Source organism: Nocardia sp. CA-129566 (assembly GCF_050956075.1).
Lineage (GTDB): Bacteria > Actinomycetota > Actinomycetes > Mycobacteriales > Mycobacteriaceae > Nocardia.
On the sequence record NZ_CP192085.1, the window covers coordinates 7,698,045 to 7,721,419 of the forward strand.

A 23,375-nucleotide genomic window follows, 5' to 3' on the forward strand; every position below is an offset into this window, starting at 1 on the left:
TGCCCGGGCGTTAGTTCACCCGGATCCGAAAAACAATCGCCCAAGTTGGAGATGATCGATCGCATTTCGCTAACCAACTCGCATGGGCACGACGGCGGGTTCGGCAATTCGGCCGCGGCCGACCGTAAGCGTCACCAGACCAACATTTCCGATGGCGGTGATCAATGGACCGGCGACCGTGGCGAATTGATATCCGCTCGCCAGCAGTACCCCGAACACTCCGAGTGCCCCGGCGAAGGCATTCGCCGCGAACATTTGCCAGGTTTCTTCCCGGGGTTTCGACCAGGCGTGTCGCAGCGTGGGGACGGTGGCGATGAGATTGGCGCAGATGGCCAGCAGCGCACCGAACGTCTTCTCCGAGATCTCCACGGTGACCAGCACACATGCAATGGACGAGAGCAGACACGCCCAATCTATGTTGTCCCCCGGCCGCAGACTCACCCCACGCCGCAGACCGAGGGCGATGACCGCGGCGTTCATAGTTGCCGACGCCGCATTGATACCGGCCGCGAGATAGGCCCCCTCGAGATACGCGACCACCGCGAATACGGTATTGGCCGTACACCACGCCACCCACGACGCCATGCGCGGGCGCGTACCGCCGTCCAGAATTCCGGCCAGATATGCGATGACCCCATACAATGAGATACCGACGCTGACACAGGCCGCCGACGAGCTCAGACTCCAAAACCCACTCACGTACACCATTCCTCAGATATTTTTCGCGCGCGGATATGCGCAAGACAGCCAGAAGTGGCGATTCGACCCGCATTCGAACACACCGAAGGAGGCCGAATCCGGCGCGACGGTGGAAACCGGATCCTGCCCTTGGTAAACGCTTCGGGATGTTTTGTTCGTGCGCTATCGAAAAATATCCTCACACGCCGATTCCGGCGTCACAAATCCAGAACGCACGCCGTAACGAACCTTAACGAAGGCTTCACCGCGATAGCCATCGCGGGTAACTGATGCTTAACAGAGCCAGGGAACCCGAAATGTAATCCACGTCATGCGCGTCGGTCCCGAAGGCGCCATGAACACACGAAGACCCCAGCCGGAGCTGGGGTCTCCCGTGGTCGCGCCGACCGTTGTGCGAGTCGAATCCTCTGCACCCCGGCCTCGATGAGTGAGCCTGCCACATCTGCCGGGAATCAGCGCGCCGAGCGCCGCAGGTACGGCCGCGGGGCACGCGCGTGCATCTGTACGACCACGCTCACGGCGCTCGTTCAGGCGTGATCGGTCGACCGAGGCCGTTTTCAGATAACGAAACGGCAACATCGAGACTTGTCCGTGACCGAACTGTTCGACTCGGAATGTCCGACTCGCTTCGGAGGCCACGGCGCGATCATCAAGAGCCCGTGGGATTTTCGAGTTCGATGCCGGTTTCGGGCAGCCTCCGGACTACGGTGGCAGCAGTGATCGCGACCGTGCACCCTGCTGGAGGCTTCTTGCGCACCATCGCTCGCATACTGCTCGTCGTGCTGGCGCTCGTCGGCATTGCCCTGCCGGCGCTGCCAGCGGCGGTCGGTACGCCGAGCGCGGCCATCGATGACGTCACCGCGCGGAAGATCGATGAGTTGCTCGCATTGCGGGCGGCCACGCCGGGCGCGCGCAGCAAGGGCGAATTGATCGACCTGCTGTCGAGTCGGTTCCTCGGCACGCCGTACGGCGCGGACCTGCTCATCGGCTCGGCGAGTCAGCCCGAACAGCTGGTCATCGATATGCGGCGGGTGGATTGCTTCACCTACCTGGACTACGTCGAAGCGCTCAGCAGGTCCACCGACCGGGATCAGTTCGTGGCGAACCTGATCGAGACCCGCTACACCGACGGACGCGTCGAATTCCAACAGCGCAAACACTTCTTCAGCGATTGGTCGCATACCGCGCGCATCGCCGCCACCGATACCACCGCGGCGCTCGGCCCCGCCGCCGTGACCGTCACCAAGCGCCTCAATGCGAAAGCCGATGGTGGGCAGTACCTTCCCGGCCTACCACTGGTCGATCGCGATATCACCTACATCCCGAGCGGCGCCGTCGACGAGACCGTCATCGCCGAGCTCCGCACCGGCGACTACATCGGCGCCTACGCCGACCAGCCCGGCCTGGACGTAACCCATGTGGGCATCTTCGTCATGACACCCAACGGCCCGGTCTTCCGCAACGCTTCCTCCTTGGCCGCCAACAACAAGGTCGTCGACTCCCCGTTCACCGATTACGTCCGCTCCACGCCCGGCATCGTCGTCCTGCGCCCGCAATAGTCACCGGGCCGTCCGGATCGGCATCGCCGTCGACAGCTGCCGGTCCCAGCAGGCTCAGGCGACCTGTTCGATGAGGCGGATGCCGGAGACGATGGACGGTTCGATCTCGATGACGGCGTCCATGACCCGGTCGACCCACGAGTGCAACAGGCGCTCGTAGCGGGCGATACGGACGGGATCGGTGACGGTGCGGGCGAGACCGGTCACCACGACCGACCACCCGGTGCGCAGCTGCGGGTCGATATCGTCGGCCTGGTAGGCGACCACCACATCGGAATTGGCGCGCACGGCCAAGGTGAGTCTGGACGCGACGCGGGTGCGCACAATGATCCGGCCGTCTGGCTCGACCAGGTGGTTGACCGGGCGGATCGCGGGTAATGCGTTGCGGCTGAACACCACTCGACCGAGCTGGACCGTCGCGAGCAGGCTCAATGCCGTATTGCGATCGAGTTCCACAACGGCATGCCCCGGGTGGTCGCTCGCGGTGAACTCGGTCATCATCGCGCAGCCGCCTCGGGTAGGACCAGCGTGAGCGCACCGTCGTAGCGGCGATACAGCAATCGTCCCCGTCCGCTGCCCGGATCGGTGAAGAACAGGAACGGCAGGCCGTACCGGCACAGCCGGGCCGCGGCCTCGGCGCGGGTCAGCCGCGGCGTCGGGTGCGGATTCATGGTCAGCGACAGCCCCGAGATCGACTCGGGCGGCTGCCCTCGATGCTGACGCGCCAAGCGCACGCCGAGCGGGCCCGCCCAGTAGACGGTGGCGTCCTCGCCGGTTTCTGCATCGGTGTACAGGTAGGCGTCGTAGTCCATCGCCTCCATCGCCCGCACCGCATCGGTCGGCGTCCCGGTCAGCAGGGCGCAGGACTTCTCGCGCACGATCGGGCGTTCCTCGGTGCTCGCCGCCAACGGTGGACGGGCCGGATCGGGCCAGTACCGCGGGATATCACCGGAGATCAGCCGCGCGAGCTGCCGGTCGAGCCGGTCGGCGATCACGGTCGCGATGAATCCGGTCGGCCCAGGAACCTGAGCGCGCACAATGAGATCCCGGAACACCACATTCGCCTGCGCCAACATGGGCCCATCCGCACACGGCGAGCCGATGAGCCGCACCCGTGCCGGTGCATCGACTCGGTGGCAGCGCAGTACCCGGTCGATCGCGCGCATCGTGCGGGAGATCTGCACGGGGTCCACCGCGCCCCGCGTGGTGCAGACCCCGTTAGAAACCGTTCCGGTCGAACACAGTTCGGATGTACTCACTCGTTACCCTTTCTTCGGACACAGTGCACCCAACGCTGGCAGTGTCGCCGCGGCGCGCGCATGCCGAACAGGGCCGAAGGGCACGCGAATCGAGGACCTTGGTTTCGTCGCGGCGCCGCTGGATCGCACACCGGCCGGGGTGACCATGGGCCTTCGAGAACGGGCGCAAAGCCCATATCGAACGCCACAGCGCCGGACGACACTCGACGGTATGACCGATAACGGCTCCTCCTCGGTAGGTACTGCGCCGAACGGCGCGACGGTGCTGGCAGTCATGGGCCAAGCCAGTCGGGCGCCGTCGGTGCACAACACCCAGCCGTGGCACTGGGTATTCGACGGCGCCCGGATGCACCTGTACCGCGACAATGACCGGCTGTTGACCTCGGCCGACCCCATGGGCAGGCAGTTGGTGATCAGCTGCGGCGCGATGCTGCACCACGTCCGTACGGCCTTCGCCGCGGTGGGGTGGCACACCGATACGACGCGGCTGCCCGAACCCGGGCGCTCCGACTATCTGGCGGTGATCGAGTTCCGCCCCTGGCCGGATCCCCCGATCGGCATATTGGCCCGCGCCCGCGCCATCGATCACCGGTACACCGATCGGCTGCCGTTCTACCCGCCGACCAACTGGGCCCAGCTCATGCACACCGCACGGATGCTGGTCACCCCGCACGACCTCGAACTCGACGTCCTCGACGAGAACGCGACGGCCGACATCGCGGCGGCCTCGGCGCAGGCCACCGCAACCCGCCGCTACGATATGCCCTATCAGACCGAATTACATTGGTGGAGTGGACATTCCGGCGATGCCGAGGGCGTTCCGCGCGAAGCGCTCGTCTCCGACGCCGAATTCGCCCGCGTCGGCGTCGGGCGGACCTTCCCGTCCGCACCGCATTCCGCGCGCCGCGCCAACCTGCAGGAGGACCACGCGCGCGTGCTGGTGCTCAGCTCGTCCAGCGAATCCATCACAACGTGGCTGCACACCGGCGAAGCCCTCTCGGCTGTGCTGTTGGAATGCGCGGCGACCGGTTCGGCCACTTGCGCATTGACCCACATCACCGAGATACCCGCCAGCCGAACGGCCATCGCGCGCATGCTCGCCCACCCGGGTGTCCCCCAGGTCGTGATCCGCGTCGGCTCCGCCCCCGAGGAAGAACCGCCGCCCCAGCCGACACCGCGCCGCCCGCTCGCCGACATCCTCACGATGAGCGACGAAAAGCCCGAGCGGTAGTCGCGCCGCGCTCTTGATCCCGAGCCGACCAACTCCAGCAGGAACTAAGGGACTTTCGTCACCGATCCGGGGACCATCTCCGACACGCCGCACCGGGCCGGTCAGTACGCTGAAGTGGTATTGGAGGAAGGTGCTCCGTGATGACCAGTGTGTTCTTGGTCGACGACCACCAGATCGTGCGCCGCGGTGTGAAGGATCTGATCGATGCCGAACCGGATCTCGATGTGGTGGGCGAGGCGGGCACCGTCGCGCAGGCCTTGGCACGCATTCCCGCGCTGCGACCGCAGGTCGTGGTCCTCGACGTTCGGCTCCCCGATGGCAATGGCATCGAACTGTGCCGCGAACTGCTGGACCACCACCCCACGCTGCGCTGTCTGATCCTCACCTCGTTCACCGACGAGCAGGCCATGCTCGATGCCATCCTCGCCGGGGCCAGCGGATATGTGGTCAAGGACATCGGCACCCTGGAACTGGTCGAGGCCATTCGCGAGGTCGGCGCGGGCAAGTCCCTGCTGGACAATCGTGCGGCCGCCGCCCTGATGGCGAAGCTGCGCGAGGAGGCCGGGGCCAAGAACGGGCCGCTGGCGAACCTCACCGACCAGGAGCGGACGCTGCTCGATCTGCTGGGTGAGGGGCTGACGAACCGGCAGATCGCCACTCGGATGTTCCTGGCCGAGAAGACCGTCAAGAACTACGTCTCCCGACTGCTGACCAAACTCGGGGTCGAGCGACGCACCCAGGCCGCGGTGCTCGCCTCGAAGCTCAACACGCCGACGAAACCGGACTGAGCAGCGCTCAGCGAATCGACATCGCCTCGCCGCGCACCACACGTGCGAAAATGCAGGATATGGAAGACGAGTCGGAGCTGTCCGACCGGACACCGGTGACCGAAACCTTGTCGCAGCTGCGATTGCGTGAGCTGCTCGGCGAGGTTCAGGATCGGATCGCGCAGATCGTCGGCGTCCGCGATCAGATGGACCGGTTGCTAGAGGCGATGCTGGTGGTGACCGCCGGGCTCGACCTCGACAACACGCTGCGCTCGATCGTGCACACCGCCATCGAACTGGTGGACGCCCGATACGGGGCGCTCGGTGTGCGCGAAACCGATAAGTCCAGCCACCAGCTCGCCGAATTCGTCTACGAGGGCATCGACGATCGGACCCGGGTCATGATCGGCGATCTGCCGCGCGGTCACGGTGTGCTCGGGCTGCTCATCGAACAACCCAAACCCATTCGGCTGACCGACCTTTCCAAGCACCCCTCATCGGTCGGCTTCCCCGCCCACCATCCACCGATGCGCACCTTCCTCGGCGTTCCGGTGAAGGTCCGTGACGAAGTGTTCGGCAATCTGTACCTCACCGAGAAGTCCGGCGGCCAGGAGTTCACCGAGGACGATGAGGTCGTGGTGCAGGCGCTGGCCGCCGCCGCGGGTATCGCCATCGCCAACGCCCGGCTCTACGAACAGTCCCGAATCCGGCAGCAGTGGCTGGAGGCCAACCGTGATGTGGCCACCGAACTGCTCGCGGGCGGCGAACCCGGCGCCGCCCTCGAACTGGTCGCCGATCGGGCGCTGCACCTCACCCAGTCGGCCTGCACGTTCCTGGCCCTCCCCGAAGATTCCGACGTCCCCGCCGAAGATGTCACCGAGCTGGTGGTGGTCGCCGCCGCGGGAGTCGGCGCGGATGAACTGCTCGGACACCGAATCCCGATGGGCGAATCACATTCCGCGGAGGTGTTCCGCAACGGACGGGTGATCGCGATCGACGAATTGAAGTTCAGCCCGATCTTCGATGTGCCGAAAAAATACGGCCCGGCACTGATCCTGCCGCTACGAGCCGAAGACGCGGTCATCGGTGTACTCGCCACCGTGCGGTCCAACGGCGCCCAGCCGCTGGACGCGGCCGGGCAATCGATGATGGCCGCCTTTTCCGACCAGGCCGCACTGGCATTGCGGCAGGCGAACACGCAGCGGCGGATGCGGGAGCTCGATGTGCTCGCCGACCGCGACCGGATCGCCCGCGATCTGCACGACCACGTCATCCAGCGACTGTTCGCGGTCGGCCTGTCGCTGCAGGGCACCGCGCAGCGGGCCCGCGTGCCCGAGGTCAAAGCCCGGCTCGCCGATACCATTCAGGACATCCAGTCGATCGTGCAGGACATCCGGCACTCGATCTTCGATCTGCACAGCGCCACCACCGCGGGTGCGCCGACGCTGCGCAAGCGCCTGCACGGCGTGATCGCGGATATGGTCGGCGAAAGCGGGCTGCGCACCACGATCCGGCTCGCGGGGCCGGTGTCGGTGTTGGAGTCGCCGCTGTCGGACGATGTCGAGGCGGTGCTGCGCGAGGCGGTGAGCAATGCGGTGCGGCACGCGCATGCGACAACGCTCTCGGTCCAGCTGCGGGTGCGCGACGACGTCACCATCGAGGTGACCGACGACGGTACCGGCATGCCCGATGACGTGCAGCGGATGAGCGGGCTGGCGAATCTGGCGGCGCGGGCCGAGCAGGCGGGCGGCAGCTTCAGCGTGACCAAAGGCGAGGAGGGGGGCACGGTGCTGCGGTGGTCGGCACCGTTGCCCGGGTAGTCATGCGCGATCCGGCCGAACGATAGCCGCATAGGGCCACGCGGATACCTCAGGAGCGGCCTTTGTGCCTTGCGGTTCATGACCAACGCCAGGCGTGCCGGACCGCCTCCGATTCCTAGTCTTCGAGTAGCTGATCGATCGGGATCCGAACCGACACTGCCCGGTCGGAGGCGGCGCATCTGGTCGCGATCGGCGCGGCGGGTGCGGACGGCACCATGGTCGTCCGCCCACAGTAGGCAGTATCGGTCCCGCAGAAGGGCGAAATCATATGTCCGCCAACACCATCAATCCCCCCGTGCTCGTCGGTATCGACGGCTCCGGGGTCGCGGCCGAGGCCGTGCGCTGGGCCGCCGTCGACGCCATCCACCACCACGCACCCCTGCACATCGTGTACGGCATCGGCGCCCCGATGGACTTCGGTCCCGGAATCGCCTTCGACCGCATCGACTACGACGCCTACCGGGCCACCGGTGCCTCGGCCGTCGCCGCCGCAAGCGAATTCGCCACCGCCGCGGCCGCACCCGTCGGCGAACTCGACATCAGCACCTTCGTGGTCGAAGCGCCGCCGATCCCGGTCCTGCTCGATCGATCCAAGGACGCCCGCATGCTGGTCGTCGGCACCCGCGGCCTCGGCGCCTTCCGCCGCGGCCTACTCGGCTCGGTGAGCACCGCCGTGGCCCGCCACGCGCACTGCCCGGTCGCGGTCATCCCCGAACCCGAGAACTACACACCGGATCGGCTGCTCGGTCCGGTCCTGGTCGGCGTCGACGGTTCACCCGCCAGCGTCCGCGCCATCGAGATCGCCTTCGATGAGGCCGCGCGACGCGACACCGCCGTGCGCGCCGTACTCACCTGGTCCGAATTCAACCGCTACATCGCCCGCGCCGATATGCAGAAAGAGGCCGAGCAGCTGCTGTCCGAGAGCCTGGCCGGTTACGCGGAACAGTACCCCGACCTCGAGGTGCAGCGAGTGGTCGCCGAGGACCGCCCGGCCCGACGCATACTCGCCGAATCCGAAGACGCCCAACTGATCGTCGTCGGCAGCCACGGCCGCGGCGGTTTCGCGGGCATGACCCTCGGCTCGGTCAGCCAAGCCGTCCTGCACGCCACCGACTGCCCTATGATCATCGCCCGCCCCTGAATCCGACACCGTCCCAGGGGATTCGGCCATTCCGGTCGTGACCGGCACGCACGCGTCCGTTGGACGATGGGCGCGGCGGCACCGTCTTGCTCGGCGCCATTGCCATGAGTGAGTTCAGCTCCGAGTAGGGGCGCCGCGACCGCGCCTCGACCGGAACTCACAGGCTCCGTTAATCGGCGCGCACAGCGGTGTTCACGTCGTGTTTACGATGTCGGAATGCTGATTTACGACGCGCAAGACAGTTCCAGTCCACCTGGCGAGCGAGTGGGCGTTGCGCGTCGGTTTCGATCTCGGTTGATCTGGGGCAGCATCGCGGGCGCGGTTCTGGTGCTCGTCGCGGGGCAGCTCATGGCCGTGCATATCGAGGCGTTGGGACCGCTGACCAGCCTTTCCTGGGATTACATCGGGCGGCCCAAGTCCGCGACCACACCATGGGCCGGATTTCTGCTGGCGCTGATCGGGGTTTCGGGGCCGGTTCGGTTGCGCGCCTTGGCGGCCGCGATCGGTATCGACGTGATCTTTGTGATCATTCGGGCGATCGAGGGGCGGTCGTTCACCGTCGGCAATGGTCCGACCATTGTGTTGACGGCGCTGGCCGTCATCGCCGCGGTGCGCTGGACGGGGGCACGGCGGGAAACGGCGCTGCGGACCATCGCGCTCGGTGCGCTGCTGATCCTGGCGACGAAGGTCGGCGAGATCTGGTTGGACATCACCGCGTGGGCCTGCCCCATGGTGCTCGATCCCTATGCGGAACTAGCCGATCACGCGCTCGGAAATCCGTCGTGGCTGGTCGGGCAGGCACTCGACGCGGCGGGACCGGTACCACTCGGTGTGGTGCGGTGGGTGTATTTCGAGTTGCCGGTGGCGGCGATCGTGGTCGCCGCCTGGCAGCTGCGCAATGTGACGACCGGGATCTGGCCTCGGCACTACCTGGTGCGAACATTCCTCACCCTCGGGGTGGTCGGTCCGCTGTTCTATGTGGTCTTCCCGGTGGTGGGACCGGTGCTCGCCTTCGGGCCGGAAGGACATGGTTTCGAACTCGCCGATGTCTGGCCGAATATCGTTGCGGCACTACCGTCCTCGGTCGAATCGATGCGGTTCGACGGGATCACCCCGCGAAATTGCATGCCGTCACTGCATACCGCGTGGGCGCTGTCGCTGTTCATTCATTCCCGGCGCGGGCCGCTCTGGTTGCGCTGGGGTGGCGGGTTCTGGCTGGTCTGCACACTGATCGCGACGCTCGGCCTCGGTGCGCACTACGGCGTCGATCTGGTGGCGGGCGCGACACTGTGCCTGACCGTGGAATCGGTTCTGCGCGATCCCGACCGGGGTTGGGACCGCGGACGCGCCCGGGTGGTGGCCTTCGGTATCGCGACATTCACAGGCGTACTCCTGTGCGTCCGCTACTTCGCGCTGCCAATGGCGAACTCCCCGTTCCCGTTCGGCGTCGCGCTGCTCGGTGTCTTCGCCGCGCTGGCGTACACCTTCTACCGAACCTGGTTCGCCGAAGCGGATATCCGCGAAAAGGTATCGAGCAGCTAGCTCTTGCGCAGTGTGCCGGTAATGGCACCGCCCTGACCCGCGCGGTAGGTGACGGTGCCATCCGGTCGCAGCTCGACCGTCGATATGCCGAGTTCGCAACCGATACCGCCGGTCAGTCGCGCGGCGAAGACGAGTTCGGTCTCGGTGCCGCTGACCATACGTCCGATGCGATCGCAGCGGTTACCAGAACTCTGATCGGTATCCGAGGAGGCGGCGACCTCCTCGGCATTCTTACCGGACTTGATGGTCAACACGATGTCGTGTGCGGCGTGACCGTCGCTGGCAATGCCCTTCCATTCGCCCAGAAACACTTTCGGCACCGCCCACACCGCGGCCACCGGTGTCGTATCGTTCGGGCGGTCGACCGGAGCGGCCACGCTGCCGCTGTCGTCGGAGCCGACCACCAACGCCACGATCACAACCAGCACGATCACCACCGCAACGCCACCGATTACCGCAAGGCGCACCAGCTTCGACCGCGCCGCACCATCTTTCGTCGACGAGTCCTGCCCCACCGAAGCGATTTTAGTTCGCTACCCGGCACTGGGCTGCGCTTTCGGCGATGGCCACCGGCCCGAAACCCGTTGCGCACCAGCGGCGGCCGAAGCAACTCGAGTGCACCCCGATGCACGCGGACGGGAACAGCTCGGTACTTCTGAACTGTGAACTACGCGGTGTATTTGTAGAAGCCCTCGCCGGTGGCGATGCCGAGCTTGCCCTTGTCGATGTAATTGGTCTTGAGCCAGGCCGCGAGCTGCTGCCCGTCCTCGCCGCCGTTGACGAGGATGTTGTAGGGGGTGGTGAGGCCGATGACATCGAGAATCTGGAACGGCCCGTACGGTGCGCCGGTGCCGATCCGCCAGGTATCGTCGACCGCTTCCGGTTCGGCGAAGCCGCCAGCGCTCAGCGACATTGCGGCGTTGAGCAGCGGCACGAGCAGCGAATTGAGGACGTAGCCCGCCTTTTCCCTGTGCAATTCGATCGGCACCATGCCGATTGCCGTGGCGAATTCGACCACCGCCTGGTACGCCTTCGAATCGGTCTCGGGTGTGCCCATCACCTCGGCGGTGTTGTACTTCCACACCTGGTTCGCGAAATGCAATGCGAGGAACCGGTCCGCCCGACCGGTGAAGTCCTTCATATCGCTGGGCAGCAGGGTGGAGGAGTTGGTGGCGAAGATCGTGTGCTCCGGCGCGAGCTCGCCCAACTGCCGATAGGTCTGCTCCTTGATGGTGAGGACCTCCGGCACCGCCTCGATCACCAGATCGGCATCCCGCACCGCCGCGGCGAGATCGGTGGTCAGCGCGATGCCCGCCGCGGTTTCTTCGGCCTTGCCGCCGCCCGCCCCGGACACCTCGTCGCGATAGGTCGCCACCAGCTTCGCAATGCGGTCGCGGGCACCGGCCAGCACGTCGTCGCTGATGTCGTAGGCGGTGACGGCGAATCCGTGGAACGCGGTCTGGAACGCGATCTGCGAACCGAGCACCCCGGTCCCGAGAACGGTCACCTTCCGGATGGTCATTGCCTTCTCCTTCCTCCACGAGGCGAAGTTCGCCCCGTGACATCATCAGGGTCGCCGAAGGCCGCGCAGAATCCGGCAACGATCTGGTGAGCTGATCGAGCATGCCGCCGATAGTTGAGCGTACCCCCGGCTATCCAGCCAGCACATCGCGCGGGTTGTGTTCACACGCAACATGATCGAGAGTTTGTGCAACGCACAAGGGCGTCGGGCACTGCGGATGAACCGTCGCGCGGTGCAGAAGCGGCCGGGTAGTTCATACAGCTAACTCACAGCCACGGCCTAGGGGACGCAAATACCGAGCCCAGAGGATTGTCGTGTCGGTCCGGTTCGAACGGGTCGACGGCCTCGGATCGAGGCCCGACAACAGGAGGAATGTGGATGAAGATCAAGTCGAAGCTGGCCAAGGGTGCCATCGCGGGCGGTGTGCTCGTCGGTCTGCTCGGTGTCGGCGCCGGTGTGGCGAGTGCCGATCCGGGGGCCGATCAGCGTCCGGCCGCCGAGCAGCAGCAGAGGCACGATCAGCAAGAGCGACGCGACCAGCAGCGACCGGATCAGCATCAGGATCAGCAGCGGCCGGATCAGCAGCCGGCCGGACACGGATTCTGGCTGTTCGGCCAATGGATTCCGCTGCCCTGATCCCGACGCGACGCGAAAGGCCCTGTGTCCGTTGGGGACATGGGGCCTTCGCGGTTTGTACGCCCAGAGCGTAATGGTCGACCGCATCGGTGGTCGCGGTCGTACGCTCTGGATATGACCGAGCATCCGAGACTGCACTCGATCCCGGGCGGACGCGAAGACCAGCCGAGGCAGACCGAGCCGCTGTGGCGTGAGGTGCTCGGCGAACGGTTGCGTACGCTGCGGCGCGAGCAGCGCGAGACGCTCGTCGAAACCGCTGGGCGAGCGGGTATTTCGCCGCAATACCTCTCGGAGGTGGAGCGTGGGCGCAAGGAGCCGTCGAGCGAGATGATCGCGGCCTTGGCAGGTGCGCTCGGCACCACCCTCTTCGGTCTGACCGAACAGGTGGCCGACGAATTGCGCGCACTCCGTCGGCCCGCGTTCGCCCGGCAGTCCGCACCGCGTGCCAGCGCAACGCCCACTCTCATGGCGCTTGCGGCATAGCCTGCCCCTGACCGAGTTGCCGGTAGTGGGATTCGACGAGGGCATCATGCGTGTCGTCGCCGACACGCGCCAGGATGCGGTAACACGGGCGGTCCGGGCGATCGGCGATGCCGGGATCGGCATCGAACTGCTCGGACTGCTCGCGCTCGCCGGGGTGGCGGCCGTGGTCGCGACCAGGAGTTGGCGGGTCGGCGCGGCCGCAGCGACGAGTCTGCTGCTCGCCGACCTCATCGCGCACAACCTGAAGCAGGTGATCGCTCGGCCGCGCCCGAGCGGGCATCTGACGGTGTGGCCCGAGATCCAGGGCTGGGCGATGCCATCGACCCATGCCGCCGCCACCTCGGCACTGGCGATGGCCGTCTTTCTGACCGTGCAGTGGGAATCGGCCCGCACCCGCCGCACGGCGGGTACGGCACTCGCCGCGGCGGTGATGTTCATCGGCGGATGCATGGTGTATCTCGGCGTGCACTGGCCGACCGATGTACTGGTCGGCTGGCTGCTCGGCACGGCCGTCGGCGCCATCGTGACTTGGGCGGCCCGGCGGGTCCGGCCGAGCATCAGCCGGAACTAGGACCCGAGCACGGTGTCGACGAGACCGTAGTCGACCGCCGACTGGGCGGTGAATACGCGATCGCGGTCGGTATCGTGACGCAGCCGCTGCACCGACTGTCCGGTATGCCGAGCCAGGATCGACTCGATCTCGCCGCGCATCCGCACCAGCTCATCGGCCTGCAGGATCAGATCCGGAATCGCGCCCTGGCCGCGGGCGGCCGGTTGATGCAGCACCACCCGCGCGTGGGGCAGCAGCGATCGGCGACCGGGCGCGCCACCGGCCAGTAGGACCGCGCCGACCGCGATGGCCTGGCCGACGCAGGTGGTGAGCACCGGAGCCTTGATGAACTGCATGGTGTCGTAGATCGCGAGCATCGCGGACAGATCGCCGCCCTCGCAGTTGATGTACAGGTTGACGTCCTGTTCCGAACTCTCCGACTCCAGATGCAGCAGCTGCGCGATGAGCGCATTGGCCACCCCGGCGTCGATCGGGGTGCCGAGGTAGACGATGCGCTCGGCCAGCAGGTGCGAGTAGATATCGGTGATGCGCTCGCCGCCGCGCGGATGCTGGGCGATCACATTGGGAATGGTGTAGGTCATGCCGTGATTCCGATCCGCTGACGCTGGGGCACGATCTGCCCGAACGAGTCGACAATGTGGTCGATGAAGCCGTACTCCTTGGCCTGCGCCGCGCTGAACCAGCGGTCGTGCAGCGAATCCTCGTAGATCCGGTCATAGGGCTGTCCGGTATCGCCGGAGATGATGCCGAGTACGGTCTCCACGGTGTAGCGCAGATCATCGGCCTGCACCTCGACATCGACGGCGCTGCCGCCGATTCCGGCCGACCCCTGATGCATCAGCACCCGCGCGTGCGGCAGCGCGAAGCGCCGCCCCTGCGTACCCGCGGACAAGAGGAATTGCCCTGCGCTGCAAGCCAATCCGAGCGCCAGGGTGGATACCTCGCACGGCACGAGGCGCATCACATCGCGAATGGCGAGCATCGCGGGAACCGAACCACCCGGGGAGTGGATCCACAATGAGATCCCCGACTCGGCATCCTCGGCGGCCAACGTGAGCAGCTGAGTCATCAGCAGCGTCCCGTTATCGTCGTCGAGGGGACCGTCCAGTACCAATATTCGCCTGCTGAGCAGCTGCTCCCTGGCGCGCCAACTGAACAACGGTGTCTTGTCATCGTGAGCCATGACTCCACCGTGCCCCGCGCGCACCGCGAAAATCTCGCCGCGCTGCCCTCAGCAGATCTGCTCAGAGCAGCCGAGACTCAGTCGTGCGCGTGGGCGTGGATGCGGGCCTGCACTTCGGGACGGCGCAGCGGCGGCACGGTCTTCGGCGGCACCTTGCGCTCCGGCAATTGCTCGAGCAGCCGCATCGTGGCGGCCGCGATTTCGGCGACCGCGGCATCGACCGCGGGACGGGTAGCGGCGGAAATGCTGGAAAGCCCGCCCACCTTGCGGACGTACTGCAGTGCAGCCGCATGCACTTCTTCCGGCGTCGCCGCGGGCTCGAGCCCGCGTAGCGCAGTGATATTTCGGCACATGACCCGAGGCTAGCCCGAGACGCCGGATCGAGGCGAGATCGCAGGGACTGTCGTGCCCGGACCGCGCTCCTCGTCCTCGTCGACGGTGCTGGCAGCCGCGACCATCGCCTCGACACCCGCGCTACCTCCGAACATCGACCTGCTTCGCGCATACCCGCTCGAGTGGCGACAATCCGCGGCTACGTACCCGCACACCGACCGTTTTCAGTGCTGTTTGCATCCGACGATGCCGGGTAGTTGCCGATTATGGGCAGATCGGTAGCTGCGGTGTTGTCACCGTGGTGGATCGAGGCACCGACCGCGGCGCTGACCGATACGGTGCGCGCCGGGTTCTCGGCGGCCATCGGGTTGGGCGTGCACCTCGCCGAGGCGCCGCTGCGGGCGGTGGCAGCCGTGGCCGATGCCGCCACGACGGCGGCCGATACCGCCTCCGCCGCGACCGATGGCTTGGCACCAGGCCCGGACAACCAGCTGGGTGACGATCTTCGAGACCTGGTCGACCCACGAATGCGACGAGCCAACCGACGGGTGGCGCTGCACGATGACATGGCCACCATCGAGGTGCGCGGCCTGCGCACCGGACGTGGCCCGGCACTCGCGCGGACATTGGAGAAACGGCTCGGCCACCTCCGCGGTGTGCGCTGGTCGCAGGTCAACGCGGTGACCGGCCGGGTGGTCGCCACCGTGCGCGAGGGCGCGGCCGGACTGCCGGAACTGCTCGAAGTCATCGAAGCGGTCGAGCAGGCCAATGACGTCACCGAACTGGACTGGAGTCGGGCCGAGGAGTACCCCGAGGATCGGGAAACGTTGCTGGCGGCCGGAATTCAGGTGGCGAGCGAGGTATGCGCGATCGCGATGACCACGGTCACCGCGACGCTGCCGCTGCGCAGGCCGATGCGCGCGGTACGGGCGATCGCCGCGTTGACCGACACCCAGCCCCGGCTCCGCGCGATGCTCGAATCGCGGCTCGGACGCACCCGTACCGATATGGTGCTGACGGTCGTCACCGCGGCTGGAACCGCCTTGGGCGAGGACGCGGCCGACGGGATTGCGACTCTGCTCGCCGATACCGTGCAGCGCACCTTCCTGCTCGCCGAGGCGATCGCCCAGCGCTGGCAATGGCGTAGCTCGGAGGACGAGCTGGTGCGACGCGAACATACCGACGTCGCCGATCCGCTGCCGCCCTATACCCGCCCCGCCGAGCTGCCGCGCGGCCCCATCGAGCGGGTCGCGGACGAGACGGCCGCGGGATCGCTGGTCGGCACCGCGGCACTCCTGGGCCTCGGCCGGTTGAGCGATGCCGCCGATGCGCTCGGGCTCGGCGCGCCGAAGGCGGCGCGCGCCAGCCGCGAGGCATATGCCGCCACCGTGTCCACCGTCCTCGCGCGGGCGGGAGTGCTCACCCTGCATCGGGGCGTGTGGCGCAGATTGGACCGGTTGTCCGCCCTGGTCGTCGACGGCGAGGCGCTGCTCACGCCACGTCGGCTGGTGCTCGATGCGGAATCGGCCGATGACGAATGGCCGGCCGCGCAGGTCTGGAGTGCCGCGCTGCGTGTGCTGTGGGCGACGGAGTCCGACGACGACGCTGCCGCGCAGACGCCACGGTTGGTACATCCGAAGACGGGCGCGCCCGATCGCTGCGCAACGCTGCGTCCGGTCTGGCGTGAACTGCGCGACGGCGACCATCCGGTCGGGCGGGTGCTGCTCGGGCGCGAGCTCGACCCCAGCGCCCACGATGTGCTGACAGCGGCGCGGCGGGCGGGGTTGCGGGTCATTCTCAGCGCCCATGAGGATGCGGGCGAATTGCGCCCGCTCGCTGACGAATTCGTCTCGGCGAGCGCGTCGACCAGCAAACTCGTGCAGCGCCTGCAAGCGGATGGGCATGTGGTCGCGGTGCTGAGCCCGCGCACACACAAGGCATTGGCCCGAGCCGATGTGGCGATCGGACTGTTCGGTGCCGACCACGGCGAACCGTCGTGGGCCGCCGACGCACTCTGCCGCGACCTCGATCAGGTCCAGCGGATCCTTGCCACGGTCGGTCCCGCCCGTCAGGTCAGCGAACGCGGCCGCACCCTGGCCCTATCGGCGTGCACACTCGGCGGGCTGCTGCTCGCCGTCGCGCCGAACCGCCACGTCCGAACCACTCCGATGCTCGCGGCACAGTGGACCGGCCTGATGGCCGGCGCACTCACCGGCGTTCGAGCGGCCAGGACCGCACCGCCCGCCACCCTCGCACCCCTGCTGCCCTGGCACGCACTGGAATCCGGCGAGGTGCTCGCTCGCCTGCCGCAACCTCCCTCGATCGACGAGCGGAGAACACCGACCGGGGCCGAACGAGGCGTGGTAGCAACAACTTTCGCGCCGATGATGTCATTCGCCCGCCACCTGCGCCATGAGCTGAATGATCCGCTGGCGCCGATTCTCGGCGTCGGCGCCGCCGCCACCGCGATCCTCGGTGCGCCCTCCGATGCCGCACTCCTCGCCTCCGTGCTCGCGGTGAATGCGGTGATCTCGGCACTCCAGCGTCAGCGCGCCGAGAGCGAACTGCGCGACCTGCTCGCGGGCGAACGGCTCACGGGGCGACTGGTCGACCGCGCGGACGTACGCGAGGACGAGCCGGCCGAAGTCTCGGTGCCCGCGGACCGTCTCGCCATCGGAGACGTGCTGGCCGTCCAGGCGGGCGATGTGGTGCCCGCCGATGCGCGACTGCTGCGCGCCGACGAATTGGAAATGGACGAGTCGGGTCTGACGGGCGAATCGGTGACGGTAGCGAAGACCGTCGCGGGCACACCCGGTGCGGCGCTCGGCGAGCGCACCTGCATGATCTTCGAGGGCAGCACCGTCGTAAACGGCACCGGCCGGGCCGTCGTGGTCGCGGTCGGCGCCGGTACCCAGGCCGGTCGCGCCGCCGCGGGCGCGGTCGCGCCGGATAAGGGCGGTGTGCAGGCCCAACTGCGGCAACTCACCGATCGCGCGCTGCCGCTCACCCTCTCGGGTGGTGCCGTGGTCACCGCGCTCGGAGCGCTGCGCGGCCGGGTGCTGCGCGCCGCGATCGCCGACGGCGTCGCGGTCGCGGTCGCGGCGGTGCCGGAGGGACTGCCCTTGGTCGCCACCGTGGCGCAGCTGGCGGCCGCGCGGCGCTTATCGCGCTATGGTGTGCTGGTCCGGGCCAGCCGCACTGTGGAGGCACTCGGCCGGGTCGACACCCTGTGTTTCGACAAGACCGGCACCCTCACCGAGGGCCGGCTGCGGCTGACCATGTTGGCCGATCTGGACCACCGGTGGCAACCCGACGACGACTCCGACGACGCGCGTCGACTGTTGCGCGCCGCCGCCCGCGCCTGCCCGGATCCGGACGAGGGACCGGTACTGCACGCCACCGACCGCGCAGTGCTGGACGCCGCCGAGATCCTGGGCAACGACGCGCATCGGTGGGATCCGATCGACGAGGTCCCGTTCGAATCCAACCGTGGCTATGCCGCGACGCTGGGCCACACATCGCGCGAACTGCGCCTGCTCGTGAAGGGCGCACCCGAGGTGGTACTCCCGCGCTGCACCAGAACGCCTACCGCGCAACCGTTCTCGCAACAGGTGCGCAAGCACGCGCGAGAGGTCATCGATGATCTCGCTCACCAAGGTCTGCGCGTACTCGTCGTGGCCCGCCGTGACTTGTCCGGCAAGCCCGATGATGTCGAACGCGCCGTCGACGAGCTGACCCTGCTCGGCTTCCTCGGCCTCGCCGATACCCCGCGGCCGCAGACGCTGCCGCTGGTGACGGCATTGCAGGACAACGATATCGGCGTGCGCATCATCACCGGAGACCATCCGGTCACCGCGGCCGCGGTGGCCCGGCAACTCGGCATCGCCGTGGATACCGTCACCACCGGCGACGACCTGGATAGCCTCGACGACACCGCACAGGCCGAACTCATCGAGCGCAGCACCGTCTTCGCCAGGGTCGCCCCGGAACAGAAGGTGCGTATCGTCGCCGCCCTGCGCCGCAACGGACATGTGGTCGGCATGACCGGCGACGGCAGCAATGACGCCGCCGCCATTCGCAGCGCGGATATCGGAATCGGTTTGGCCGCACACGGATCCGCCGCCGCCCGCAATGCGGCGGATCTGGTGCTCACCGACCCGGATCCGCTCGCACTACTGCACGCGCTGGTGGAGGGGCGCGGCATGTGGCGGCGCGTCACCGAAGCCGTCGGCGTGCTGGTCGGCGGCAATGCCGGGGAAATCGCGTTCACCATTTACGGCACCGTGGTCGGCGGGCAGGCGCCGCTCGGCACCAGGCAGTTCCTGCTCGTCAACATGCTCACCGACATGTTTCCCGCACTGGCCCTTGCCCTTTCGCCGGATCGTGACAGCCCCGCCCCGCAGGACACTGAGCACGGCGCCGAACAGCGCGCGCGACAACTGGCCGAAATACCCGCTGCCCGACTGGGTCCCGATCTGACCCGCACCATCGCAGTGCGCGGCATCGCAACGGCGGCGGGCGCGTGCACCGCGTGGACGATCGGCCGCTACACCGGAACGAGGCGACGCGCGGCCACCATCGGCCTGGTCGCGCTCATCGGCACTCAACTCGGCCAGACGCTGATCTCGGGCCACCGCAGTCCCCTGGTCTGGCTCACCACCGCCGCCAGCGGCGCGGTACTCGGCGCGGTGGTCATGGTTCCGGGAATGTCCGCCTATTTCGGCTGCACGCCACTGGGGCCGGTCGGCTGGACCATCGCCACGTGGTCCGCCGCGGCGGCCACCGCCGGGTCGACCGTGCTGCCCCATCTGCTGCCCGGCGCTATCGCTGGCTCACCGCGCCGGTAACGCGACCGGTCCCCGCTGCCAGGACTCGCTCCCGAGGCACCCACACCCGCGCTGCCCGGCAGCAGCGCCATCAACGCGTCAATACAGCCAACCGCTCGCGACCAGTCCGGCGATAGCGGCCGCACCGAAGACCAGCCAAGCGGCATAGTCACCGACATGCCCGCTGTGGAGCCGGTGCAATTCGTGCACCGCCGAGGTGATCGGGGGAATCGACGGCCTCGCGCGTGCGCGCGACGTGCCGAAGGACAGCGCGGCAAGTGCCGTGAGTACGGCCAGAGCGGTCGACAACAGACCGAGCGCCAAACCGGCGCCCGTCCACCCGATATGCGGGGCCGTGCCGGGATGGCCACTCGTGCCGATCAACGCCGCCGCCCGGTATGCCTGCGGGTCGACGAACGTCACGGCGGCGGGACCGACGGCCCTGGTGAATCCGGTCGGCAGACCCAGTAATAGCGCGACCAGCAACAATGCCAGCACCGCACCCATCATGGTGATCGGTGTCCGGTTCCGCGGTGCGGCGATATCGGGTTGCTCATGTTCCCCGGTGGTCTCGTCGGCGTCGAGCTTGTCATCCGGCACCGCGCCGACGCCGAAACAGACACGCAGTCCAGCACGCAATGCCGCGCCGCCGGTCAGCGCCGATACCACGATCACAATGGTGACCAGGAAAATGGACGCGCCGGATTCCTCCAGCAATGCCTTGCCGAGCCCGGCCCCGAATGGCGGCAGCCCGGCAAGGACCAACGCCGAAAGTATGAACAGCACACCGATGGTCCGCTGACCGCGCGCACGGCCGTGCAGGCTGAACTCGTCCACGCTGCGATACCGCGACAGCAGCATGCCGGTCAGCAGAAACAGTGCGCCCTTCACCGCGGCATGGCCGCCGAGATACAGCGCCGACGCGGCGACACCGAGCGGCGACAGCGCGGCCAGACCGAGCAGGAACAGTCCGATATGCGCGATCGTCGAATACGCGAGCAGCCGTTTGATATGTCGTTGCAGTACACACATCACCGCGCCGAGCACGGCCGTAACGATCCCGAGCACCAACAGCATTCGGCGCACTCCCGCGGCGGGTAGCACCGCGTCGAATACGGTCCAATACACCCGTGCCAGTCCATAGACACCCAGCGGCGCCATCACTCCGGAGAACAGCACACAGACCGGTGAGGGTGCGACCGCATGTGCGTCGGCCAGCCAGAAATGGAATGGCACCGCCGCCGCCTTGACCAGCCATCCGGTGGCGATCAACACGAATGCGGCGATGACCAGGGCATCACCGGCCCGTTCTTCGATCGCGATCCCCAACTGAGCCAGTCCGAGCTGCCCGGTCCGCGCATACAGCAGTCCGATCCCGAAGAGACAGAGGTAGGCGCCGAGTGAGTTGATGACCCCGAAATTCAGTCCGGCCTGGACGGATTCGGGCTCCTCGATTTTGAATCCGGTCAGCGCGTACGCGGCGACGCCCATCAGCTCGAAGAAGACGAACATGTCGAAAAGGTCACCGGTGAGCGCGAATCCGGTCATCCCCGTGGCGAAGAGCAACACCAACGCCGGGTAATGCGCGTGCAGGCTGTCGAAGTAGCGCCAGCCGTACAGCAGTGCGGTGGTGGTGAGCAGCGCGATCAGCAAGGCCATTGCGGCACTGAGCCGATCGGCCACCAGCACGATGCCGACGGTCAGTCCCGGTGTCGGCCGCCACCCGCCCGACCACGACACCACGGTGCCAGCGGCGGTGCGATACAACAGCCATCCGGCCAGGACGGTTCCGGCCAGCGCCGTCCCGGTCCCGATCACATCGACCAGCAACCTGGGCAGCACGCGTCCGAAGGCGACCAGCACACACGAACCGGCGACCGGCAGCGCGATCAGGAGTGCCGGAAGTGCCTGATCGAGGGCGGCCATCAGCCGCGCAGCGCGTGCAGTTCGTCGGGCACGACGGTGCCGTGCCGCTTGGCGATCTGCACGACCAGTGCCAGCAATAACGCGGTCACCGTCGCGGAGACGACGATATCGGTCAGCGCCATAGCCTGCACCACCGGATCCATCACCGGTGAGCCGGGCGGGTTGGCGGAGCCGAAAATCGGTGCGGAGGCGCCCTTTTGATAGCCGATCGCCAACAGCAGGACATAGGTCCCGGACTGCGCGATCGATACGCACACCACGGTGTGCACCAGATGCGGGCTGCGCACCACGCCATAGATGCCGATCAGCAACAGCCAACCGGCGATCACGTAGGGAAATACGGTCATCGTGACGGCCGCCTCTCGATTGTCAGGTACTCGTCGAGGAACTGCGCCAGCAGTACGACGATGCCACTGCCGACCGCGAGCCCGACCGCCACGCTGAACAGCGGCAGCGTGCCCGCCGACACCAGGCGGCCGAATTGCCCGAGCGGCAGCACATTCACCAGATACCCTGCGCCGCTGACTATTCCGGCAAGGCCGAGCACGACCACCGTCCCCATACCGGCCGCCTCGCCGAATTCGTACCAGGCCAGCGGACGCACCCGCCGCAGCGCGGGATAGCTGCCCGCCACGTACATCAAATGCAGTCCGGTCGCCAGCACCACCCCACCCTGGAAGCCCCCACCCGGCGTCAGATGTCCGTGCACGACCACATCTGCGCCGATGAGCAAGGTCACCGGCAAGAGTGCATAGCCGAGAAATCGGGTCGCCGACGCAATGCGCCCGACATCATCCAACCGTCGTTGCCGCCGTTGCCCTTCCGTGCGCAGCAGAGTCGCCGCGCCGAGCACGGCCGCCACCAGAATGGCCTCCTCGCCGAAGGTATCGAGTCCGCGCTGGTCGAAGTTGACCGAGGAGACGGCATTCGGGCTGAGCCGCCGCAGCGCCGCCTCGACCGCGGCGTCCCGGTAGGGATGGTCCACGCCGCCGAACGCGGGCAAGCGCATCATCGCGAGTCCGAGCAGTAGCACCAGCCCGGCCCCGCCGACGAGGAAGACCACCAACCGGGCCGTGCGATTCATGATCGTCGCCTCCGCTCGACGGCGCGCACGGTCAGCAGCACCATCAGCGGCACTACTGCGGTACCCACCGCGACCTGGGACAACGCCACATCCGGTGCACCGAGCACAAGGAACGCCGGTACCAGTACTGCGCCGAATACCGCGAGCGAGACCGCTTGCCGCTGCGGTCGGGTGGTCAGCACGACCACGGTGGCGGTCACCGCGACCAGCCCCAGTGTGATCACTATCAGGGCATTCATTGTGGACTCTCGATTCTGCCGTCGATGCGGGCATTGAGCCTGCCGATGGCCGCACTGAGCACCGGGCCGGTGAGCGCCAGGAGCACGAGGGTGACCGCGACAATGGCCGCGGTCAGCCCGGGTCCCTGCGCGATCAGGACGGCCAGCGCGATGCATGGCCCGGTGAACGAACTGATGATCGACGAATAGTGCAGTCGCGCATAGACCGAACGCGGTCGCAGTGCCGCCAGCGAAGCGGCGACCGCGGCCAAGGTGCCGACCGCGAGCAGAGCCTCGACAATGAGGCTAGTCATCGCGCACCCCCAGCAGGCGCGTGAAGACCAGGGTGCCAGCGAACGACAGCAGCACGAGTACCAGCGGCACGATCAGATAGTCCGGTCTGCCCAGGCCGAGGCTCAGGGTCACCAAGCCGACGACCAGCAGCGATCCGACCAGTTGCAGCCCGACGAGCCGATGTGCGGACCTACCCCGGCTGGATAACAGCACGGCCGGACCGATACCACCGGCCAGCAGCACACCCGATGCGAGCAGCCAAGGCGCGGTGGACATTTCGA

At 67.4% G+C, this 23,375-nt stretch carries 24 protein-coding genes; 10 read left to right on the plus strand and 14 right to left on the minus strand.

Translation table 11 applies throughout. The features are described from left to right. Positions 1-69 precede the first annotated feature (69 nt). Positions 70-699 (minus strand): hypothetical protein, encoded by a 630-nt coding sequence (locus ACQP0C_RS34105; RefSeq protein ID WP_433726746.1) that lies wholly within the window; start codon positions 697-699, stop codon positions 70-72. A 716-nt stretch (positions 700-1,415) separates the two neighbouring features. Between ACQP0C_RS34105 and ACQP0C_RS34110 the strand changes: the two genes are divergently transcribed. Further along, on the plus strand, positions 1,416-2,258 hold the full coding sequence (locus ACQP0C_RS34110; protein WP_433726748.1) for a DUF1460 domain-containing protein: 843 nt from the start codon (positions 1,416-1,418) through the stop codon (positions 2,256-2,258). A gap of 54 nt (positions 2,259-2,312) precedes the next feature. Here ACQP0C_RS34110 and ACQP0C_RS34115 read toward each other — a convergent pair whose 3' ends face one another. Both ACQP0C_RS34115 and ACQP0C_RS34120 read right to left on the minus strand, forming a co-directional pair. Then, positions 2,313-2,759: a pyridoxamine 5'-phosphate oxidase family protein gene (locus ACQP0C_RS34115; RefSeq protein ID WP_433726750.1), complete on the minus strand. Its 447-nt coding sequence runs from the start codon at positions 2,757-2,759 to the stop codon at positions 2,313-2,315. Beyond that, positions 2,756-3,517, minus strand: a complete 762-nt coding sequence (locus ACQP0C_RS34120) for a sigma 54 modulation/S30EA ribosomal C-terminal domain-containing protein (RefSeq protein WP_433726752.1) — start codon at positions 3,515-3,517, stop codon at positions 2,756-2,758. Before ACQP0C_RS34120 ends, ACQP0C_RS34115 begins: the two co-directional genes overlap by 4 nt. A 211-nt stretch (positions 3,518-3,728) precedes the next feature. Here ACQP0C_RS34120 and ACQP0C_RS34125 point away from each other — a divergent pair, with 211 nt between their 5' ends. The 5 genes from ACQP0C_RS34125 to ACQP0C_RS34145 all read left to right on the plus strand — a co-directional run bounded on the left by ACQP0C_RS34125 (position 3,729) and on the right by ACQP0C_RS34145 (position 10,018). Then, entirely contained in the window at positions 3,729-4,748 is a 1,020-nt protein-coding gene (locus ACQP0C_RS34125; RefSeq protein ID WP_433726754.1) for an Acg family FMN-binding oxidoreductase, read from the plus strand. Positions 4,749-4,888: 140 nt separating this feature from the next. Next, on the plus strand, positions 4,889-5,536 hold the full coding sequence (locus tag ACQP0C_RS34130) for a response regulator (RefSeq protein WP_433726756.1): 648 nt from the start codon (positions 4,889-4,891) through the stop codon (positions 5,534-5,536). A gap of 59 nt (positions 5,537-5,595) precedes the next feature. Then, on the plus strand, positions 5,596-7,335 hold the full coding sequence (locus tag ACQP0C_RS34135; RefSeq protein WP_433726758.1) for a sensor histidine kinase: 1,740 nt from the start codon (positions 5,596-5,598) through the stop codon (positions 7,333-7,335). Positions 7,336-7,603: 268 nt separating this feature from the next. Next, positions 7,604-8,476, plus strand: a complete 873-nt coding sequence (locus ACQP0C_RS34140; RefSeq protein WP_433726760.1) for a universal stress protein — start codon at positions 7,604-7,606, stop codon at positions 8,474-8,476. 216 nt (positions 8,477-8,692) lie between these two features. Further along, positions 8,693-10,018 (plus strand): DUF5933 domain-containing protein, encoded by a 1,326-nt coding sequence (locus tag ACQP0C_RS34145; RefSeq protein ID WP_433726762.1) that lies wholly within the window; start codon positions 8,693-8,695, stop codon positions 10,016-10,018. Here the strand turns inward: ACQP0C_RS34145 and ACQP0C_RS34150 are convergent. Both ACQP0C_RS34150 and ACQP0C_RS34155 read right to left on the minus strand, forming a co-directional pair. Beyond that, a complete protein-coding gene (locus ACQP0C_RS34150) occupies positions 10,015-10,533 on the minus strand; it encodes a hypothetical protein (protein WP_433726764.1) in 519 nt (172 codons plus the stop codon). The genes ACQP0C_RS34145 and ACQP0C_RS34150 overlap by 4 nt on opposite strands. Before the next feature lie 152 nt (positions 10,534-10,685). Further along, on the minus strand, positions 10,686-11,540 hold the full coding sequence (locus ACQP0C_RS34155) for a 3-hydroxyacyl-CoA dehydrogenase (protein WP_433726766.1): 855 nt from the start codon (positions 11,538-11,540) through the stop codon (positions 10,686-10,688). A 378-nt stretch (positions 11,541-11,918) separates the two neighbouring features. On the opposite strand from ACQP0C_RS34155, the gene ACQP0C_RS34160 reads away from it, so the two are divergent. From ACQP0C_RS34160 to ACQP0C_RS34170, 3 genes are all read left to right on the plus strand, one after another. Next, the gene (locus tag ACQP0C_RS34160; RefSeq protein WP_433726768.1) at positions 11,919-12,176 is read left to right on the plus strand and encodes a hypothetical protein; all 258 of its coding nucleotides are present in this window, start codon (positions 11,919-11,921) and stop codon (positions 12,174-12,176) included. Between the two features lie 114 nt (positions 12,177-12,290). Next, complete coding sequence (locus ACQP0C_RS34165; protein WP_433726769.1) at positions 12,291-12,659, plus strand: helix-turn-helix domain-containing protein; 369 nt, start codon at positions 12,291-12,293, stop codon at positions 12,657-12,659. Further along, entirely contained in the window at positions 12,649-13,230 is a 582-nt protein-coding gene (locus tag ACQP0C_RS34170) for a phosphatase PAP2 family protein (RefSeq protein WP_433726771.1), read from the plus strand. Before ACQP0C_RS34165 ends, ACQP0C_RS34170 begins: the two co-directional genes overlap by 11 nt. On the opposite strand, the gene ACQP0C_RS34175 is transcribed toward ACQP0C_RS34170, so the two are convergent. The 3 genes from ACQP0C_RS34175 to ACQP0C_RS34185 all read right to left on the minus strand — a co-directional run bounded on the left by ACQP0C_RS34175 (position 13,227) and on the right by ACQP0C_RS34185 (position 14,766). Beyond that, complete coding sequence (locus tag ACQP0C_RS34175; RefSeq protein WP_433726773.1) at positions 13,227-13,811, minus strand: ClpP family protease; 585 nt, start codon at positions 13,809-13,811, stop codon at positions 13,227-13,229. The genes ACQP0C_RS34170 and ACQP0C_RS34175 overlap by 4 nt on opposite strands. Continuing rightward, entirely contained in the window at positions 13,808-14,413 is a 606-nt protein-coding gene (locus ACQP0C_RS34180) for a ClpP family protease (RefSeq protein WP_433726775.1), read from the minus strand. Before ACQP0C_RS34180 ends, ACQP0C_RS34175 begins: the two co-directional genes overlap by 4 nt. A 77-nt stretch (positions 14,414-14,490) precedes the next feature. Next, positions 14,491-14,766 (minus strand): DUF2277 domain-containing protein, encoded by a 276-nt coding sequence (locus ACQP0C_RS34185; RefSeq protein ID WP_433726777.1) that lies wholly within the window; start codon positions 14,764-14,766, stop codon positions 14,491-14,493. Between the two features lie 246 nt (positions 14,767-15,012). On the opposite strand from ACQP0C_RS34185, the gene ACQP0C_RS34190 reads away from it, so the two are divergent. After that, positions 15,013-19,593, plus strand: coding sequence for an HAD-IC family P-type ATPase (locus ACQP0C_RS34190; RefSeq protein WP_433726779.1), 4,581 nt, complete (start codon positions 15,013-15,015; stop codon positions 19,591-19,593). Between the two features lie 78 nt (positions 19,594-19,671). Here the strand turns inward: ACQP0C_RS34190 and ACQP0C_RS34195 are convergent, their stop codons facing one another. Genes ACQP0C_RS34195 through ACQP0C_RS34220 form a run of 6 tightly spaced genes read right to left on the minus strand, consistent with a single transcriptional unit; the run spans position 19,672 to position 23,370 of the window. Next, positions 19,672-21,498 (minus strand): complex I subunit 5 family protein, encoded by a 1,827-nt coding sequence (locus ACQP0C_RS34195; RefSeq protein ID WP_433726781.1) that lies wholly within the window; start codon positions 21,496-21,498, stop codon positions 19,672-19,674. After that, on the minus strand, positions 21,498-21,845 hold the full coding sequence (locus tag ACQP0C_RS34200; protein WP_433726783.1) for a sodium:proton antiporter: 348 nt from the start codon (positions 21,843-21,845) through the stop codon (positions 21,498-21,500). The genes ACQP0C_RS34195 and ACQP0C_RS34200 overlap by 1 nt, the downstream gene beginning before the upstream one ends. Next, the gene (locus ACQP0C_RS34205) at positions 21,842-22,582 is read right to left on the minus strand and encodes an MnhB domain-containing protein (RefSeq protein WP_433726785.1); all 741 of its coding nucleotides are present in this window, start codon (positions 22,580-22,582) and stop codon (positions 21,842-21,844) included. The genes ACQP0C_RS34200 and ACQP0C_RS34205 overlap by 4 nt, the downstream gene beginning before the upstream one ends. After that, positions 22,579-22,821 carry a Na(+)/H(+) antiporter subunit B gene (locus ACQP0C_RS34210; protein WP_433680437.1) on the minus strand — a complete coding sequence of 81 codons (243 nt, stop codon included), beginning with the start codon at positions 22,819-22,821 and terminating at the stop codon, positions 22,579-22,581. The genes ACQP0C_RS34205 and ACQP0C_RS34210 overlap by 4 nt, the downstream gene beginning before the upstream one ends. After that, positions 22,818-23,114, minus strand: coding sequence for a monovalent cation/H(+) antiporter subunit G (locus ACQP0C_RS34215; RefSeq protein WP_433726787.1), 297 nt, complete (start codon positions 23,112-23,114; stop codon positions 22,818-22,820). The genes ACQP0C_RS34210 and ACQP0C_RS34215 overlap by 4 nt, the downstream gene beginning before the upstream one ends. Beyond that, positions 23,107-23,370 (minus strand): monovalent cation/H+ antiporter complex subunit F, encoded by a 264-nt coding sequence (locus ACQP0C_RS34220; RefSeq protein ID WP_433726789.1) that lies wholly within the window; start codon positions 23,368-23,370, stop codon positions 23,107-23,109. The genes ACQP0C_RS34215 and ACQP0C_RS34220 overlap by 8 nt, the downstream gene beginning before the upstream one ends. Positions 23,371-23,375 lie beyond the last annotated feature (5 nt).

What these genes read in the sequence shown, in the direction of transcription:
- ACQP0C_RS34115 (WP_433726750.1), bottom strand. Translation starts at nt 2,759, where the DNA reads ATGATGACCGAGTTCACCGCGAGCGACCACCCGGGGCATGCCGTTGTG.
- ACQP0C_RS34125 (WP_433726754.1), top strand. Translation starts at nt 3,729, where the DNA reads ATGACCGATAACGGCTCCTCCTCGGTAGGTACTGCGCCGAACGGCGCG.
- ACQP0C_RS34130 (WP_433726756.1), top strand. Translation starts at nt 4,889, where the DNA reads ATGACCAGTGTGTTCTTGGTCGACGACCACCAGATCGTGCGCCGCGGT.
- ACQP0C_RS34135 (WP_433726758.1), top strand. Translation starts at nt 5,596, where the DNA reads ATGGAAGACGAGTCGGAGCTGTCCGACCGGACACCGGTGACCGAAACC.
- ACQP0C_RS34140 (WP_433726760.1), top strand. Translation starts at nt 7,604, where the DNA reads ATGTCCGCCAACACCATCAATCCCCCCGTGCTCGTCGGTATCGACGGC.
- ACQP0C_RS34145 (WP_433726762.1), top strand. Translation starts at nt 8,693, where the DNA reads ATGCTGATTTACGACGCGCAAGACAGTTCCAGTCCACCTGGCGAGCGA.
- ACQP0C_RS34155 (WP_433726766.1), bottom strand. Translation starts at nt 11,540, where the DNA reads ATGACCATCCGGAAGGTGACCGTTCTCGGGACCGGGGTGCTCGGTTCG.
- ACQP0C_RS34160 (WP_433726768.1), top strand. Translation starts at nt 11,919, where the DNA reads ATGAAGATCAAGTCGAAGCTGGCCAAGGGTGCCATCGCGGGCGGTGTG.
- ACQP0C_RS34165 (WP_433726769.1), top strand. Translation starts at nt 12,291, where the DNA reads ATGACCGAGCATCCGAGACTGCACTCGATCCCGGGCGGACGCGAAGAC.
- ACQP0C_RS34175 (WP_433726773.1), bottom strand. Translation starts at nt 13,811, where the DNA reads ATGACCTACACCATTCCCAATGTGATCGCCCAGCATCCGCGCGGCGGC.
- ACQP0C_RS34180 (WP_433726775.1), bottom strand. Translation starts at nt 14,413, where the DNA reads ATGGCTCACGATGACAAGACACCGTTGTTCAGTTGGCGCGCCAGGGAG.
- ACQP0C_RS34185 (WP_433726777.1), bottom strand. Translation starts at nt 14,766, where the DNA reads ATGTGCCGAAATATCACTGCGCTACGCGGGCTCGAGCCCGCGGCGACG.
- ACQP0C_RS34190 (WP_433726779.1), top strand. Translation starts at nt 15,013, where the DNA reads ATGGGCAGATCGGTAGCTGCGGTGTTGTCACCGTGGTGGATCGAGGCA.
- ACQP0C_RS34195 (WP_433726781.1), bottom strand. Translation starts at nt 21,498, where the DNA reads ATGGCCGCCCTCGATCAGGCACTTCCGGCACTCCTGATCGCGCTGCCG.
- ACQP0C_RS34200 (WP_433726783.1), bottom strand. Translation starts at nt 21,845, where the DNA reads ATGACCGTATTTCCCTACGTGATCGCCGGTTGGCTGTTGCTGATCGGC.
- ACQP0C_RS34205 (WP_433726785.1), bottom strand. Translation starts at nt 22,582, where the DNA reads ATGAATCGCACGGCCCGGTTGGTGGTCTTCCTCGTCGGCGGGGCCGGG.
- ACQP0C_RS34210 (WP_433680437.1), bottom strand. Translation starts at nt 22,821, where the DNA reads ATGAATGCCCTGATAGTGATCACACTGGGGCTGGTCGCGGTGACCGCC.
- ACQP0C_RS34215 (WP_433726787.1), bottom strand. Translation starts at nt 23,114, where the DNA reads ATGACTAGCCTCATTGTCGAGGCTCTGCTCGCGGTCGGCACCTTGGCC.
- ACQP0C_RS34220 (WP_433726789.1), bottom strand. Translation starts at nt 23,370, where the DNA reads ATGTCCACCGCGCCTTGGCTGCTCGCATCGGGTGTGCTGCTGGCCGGT.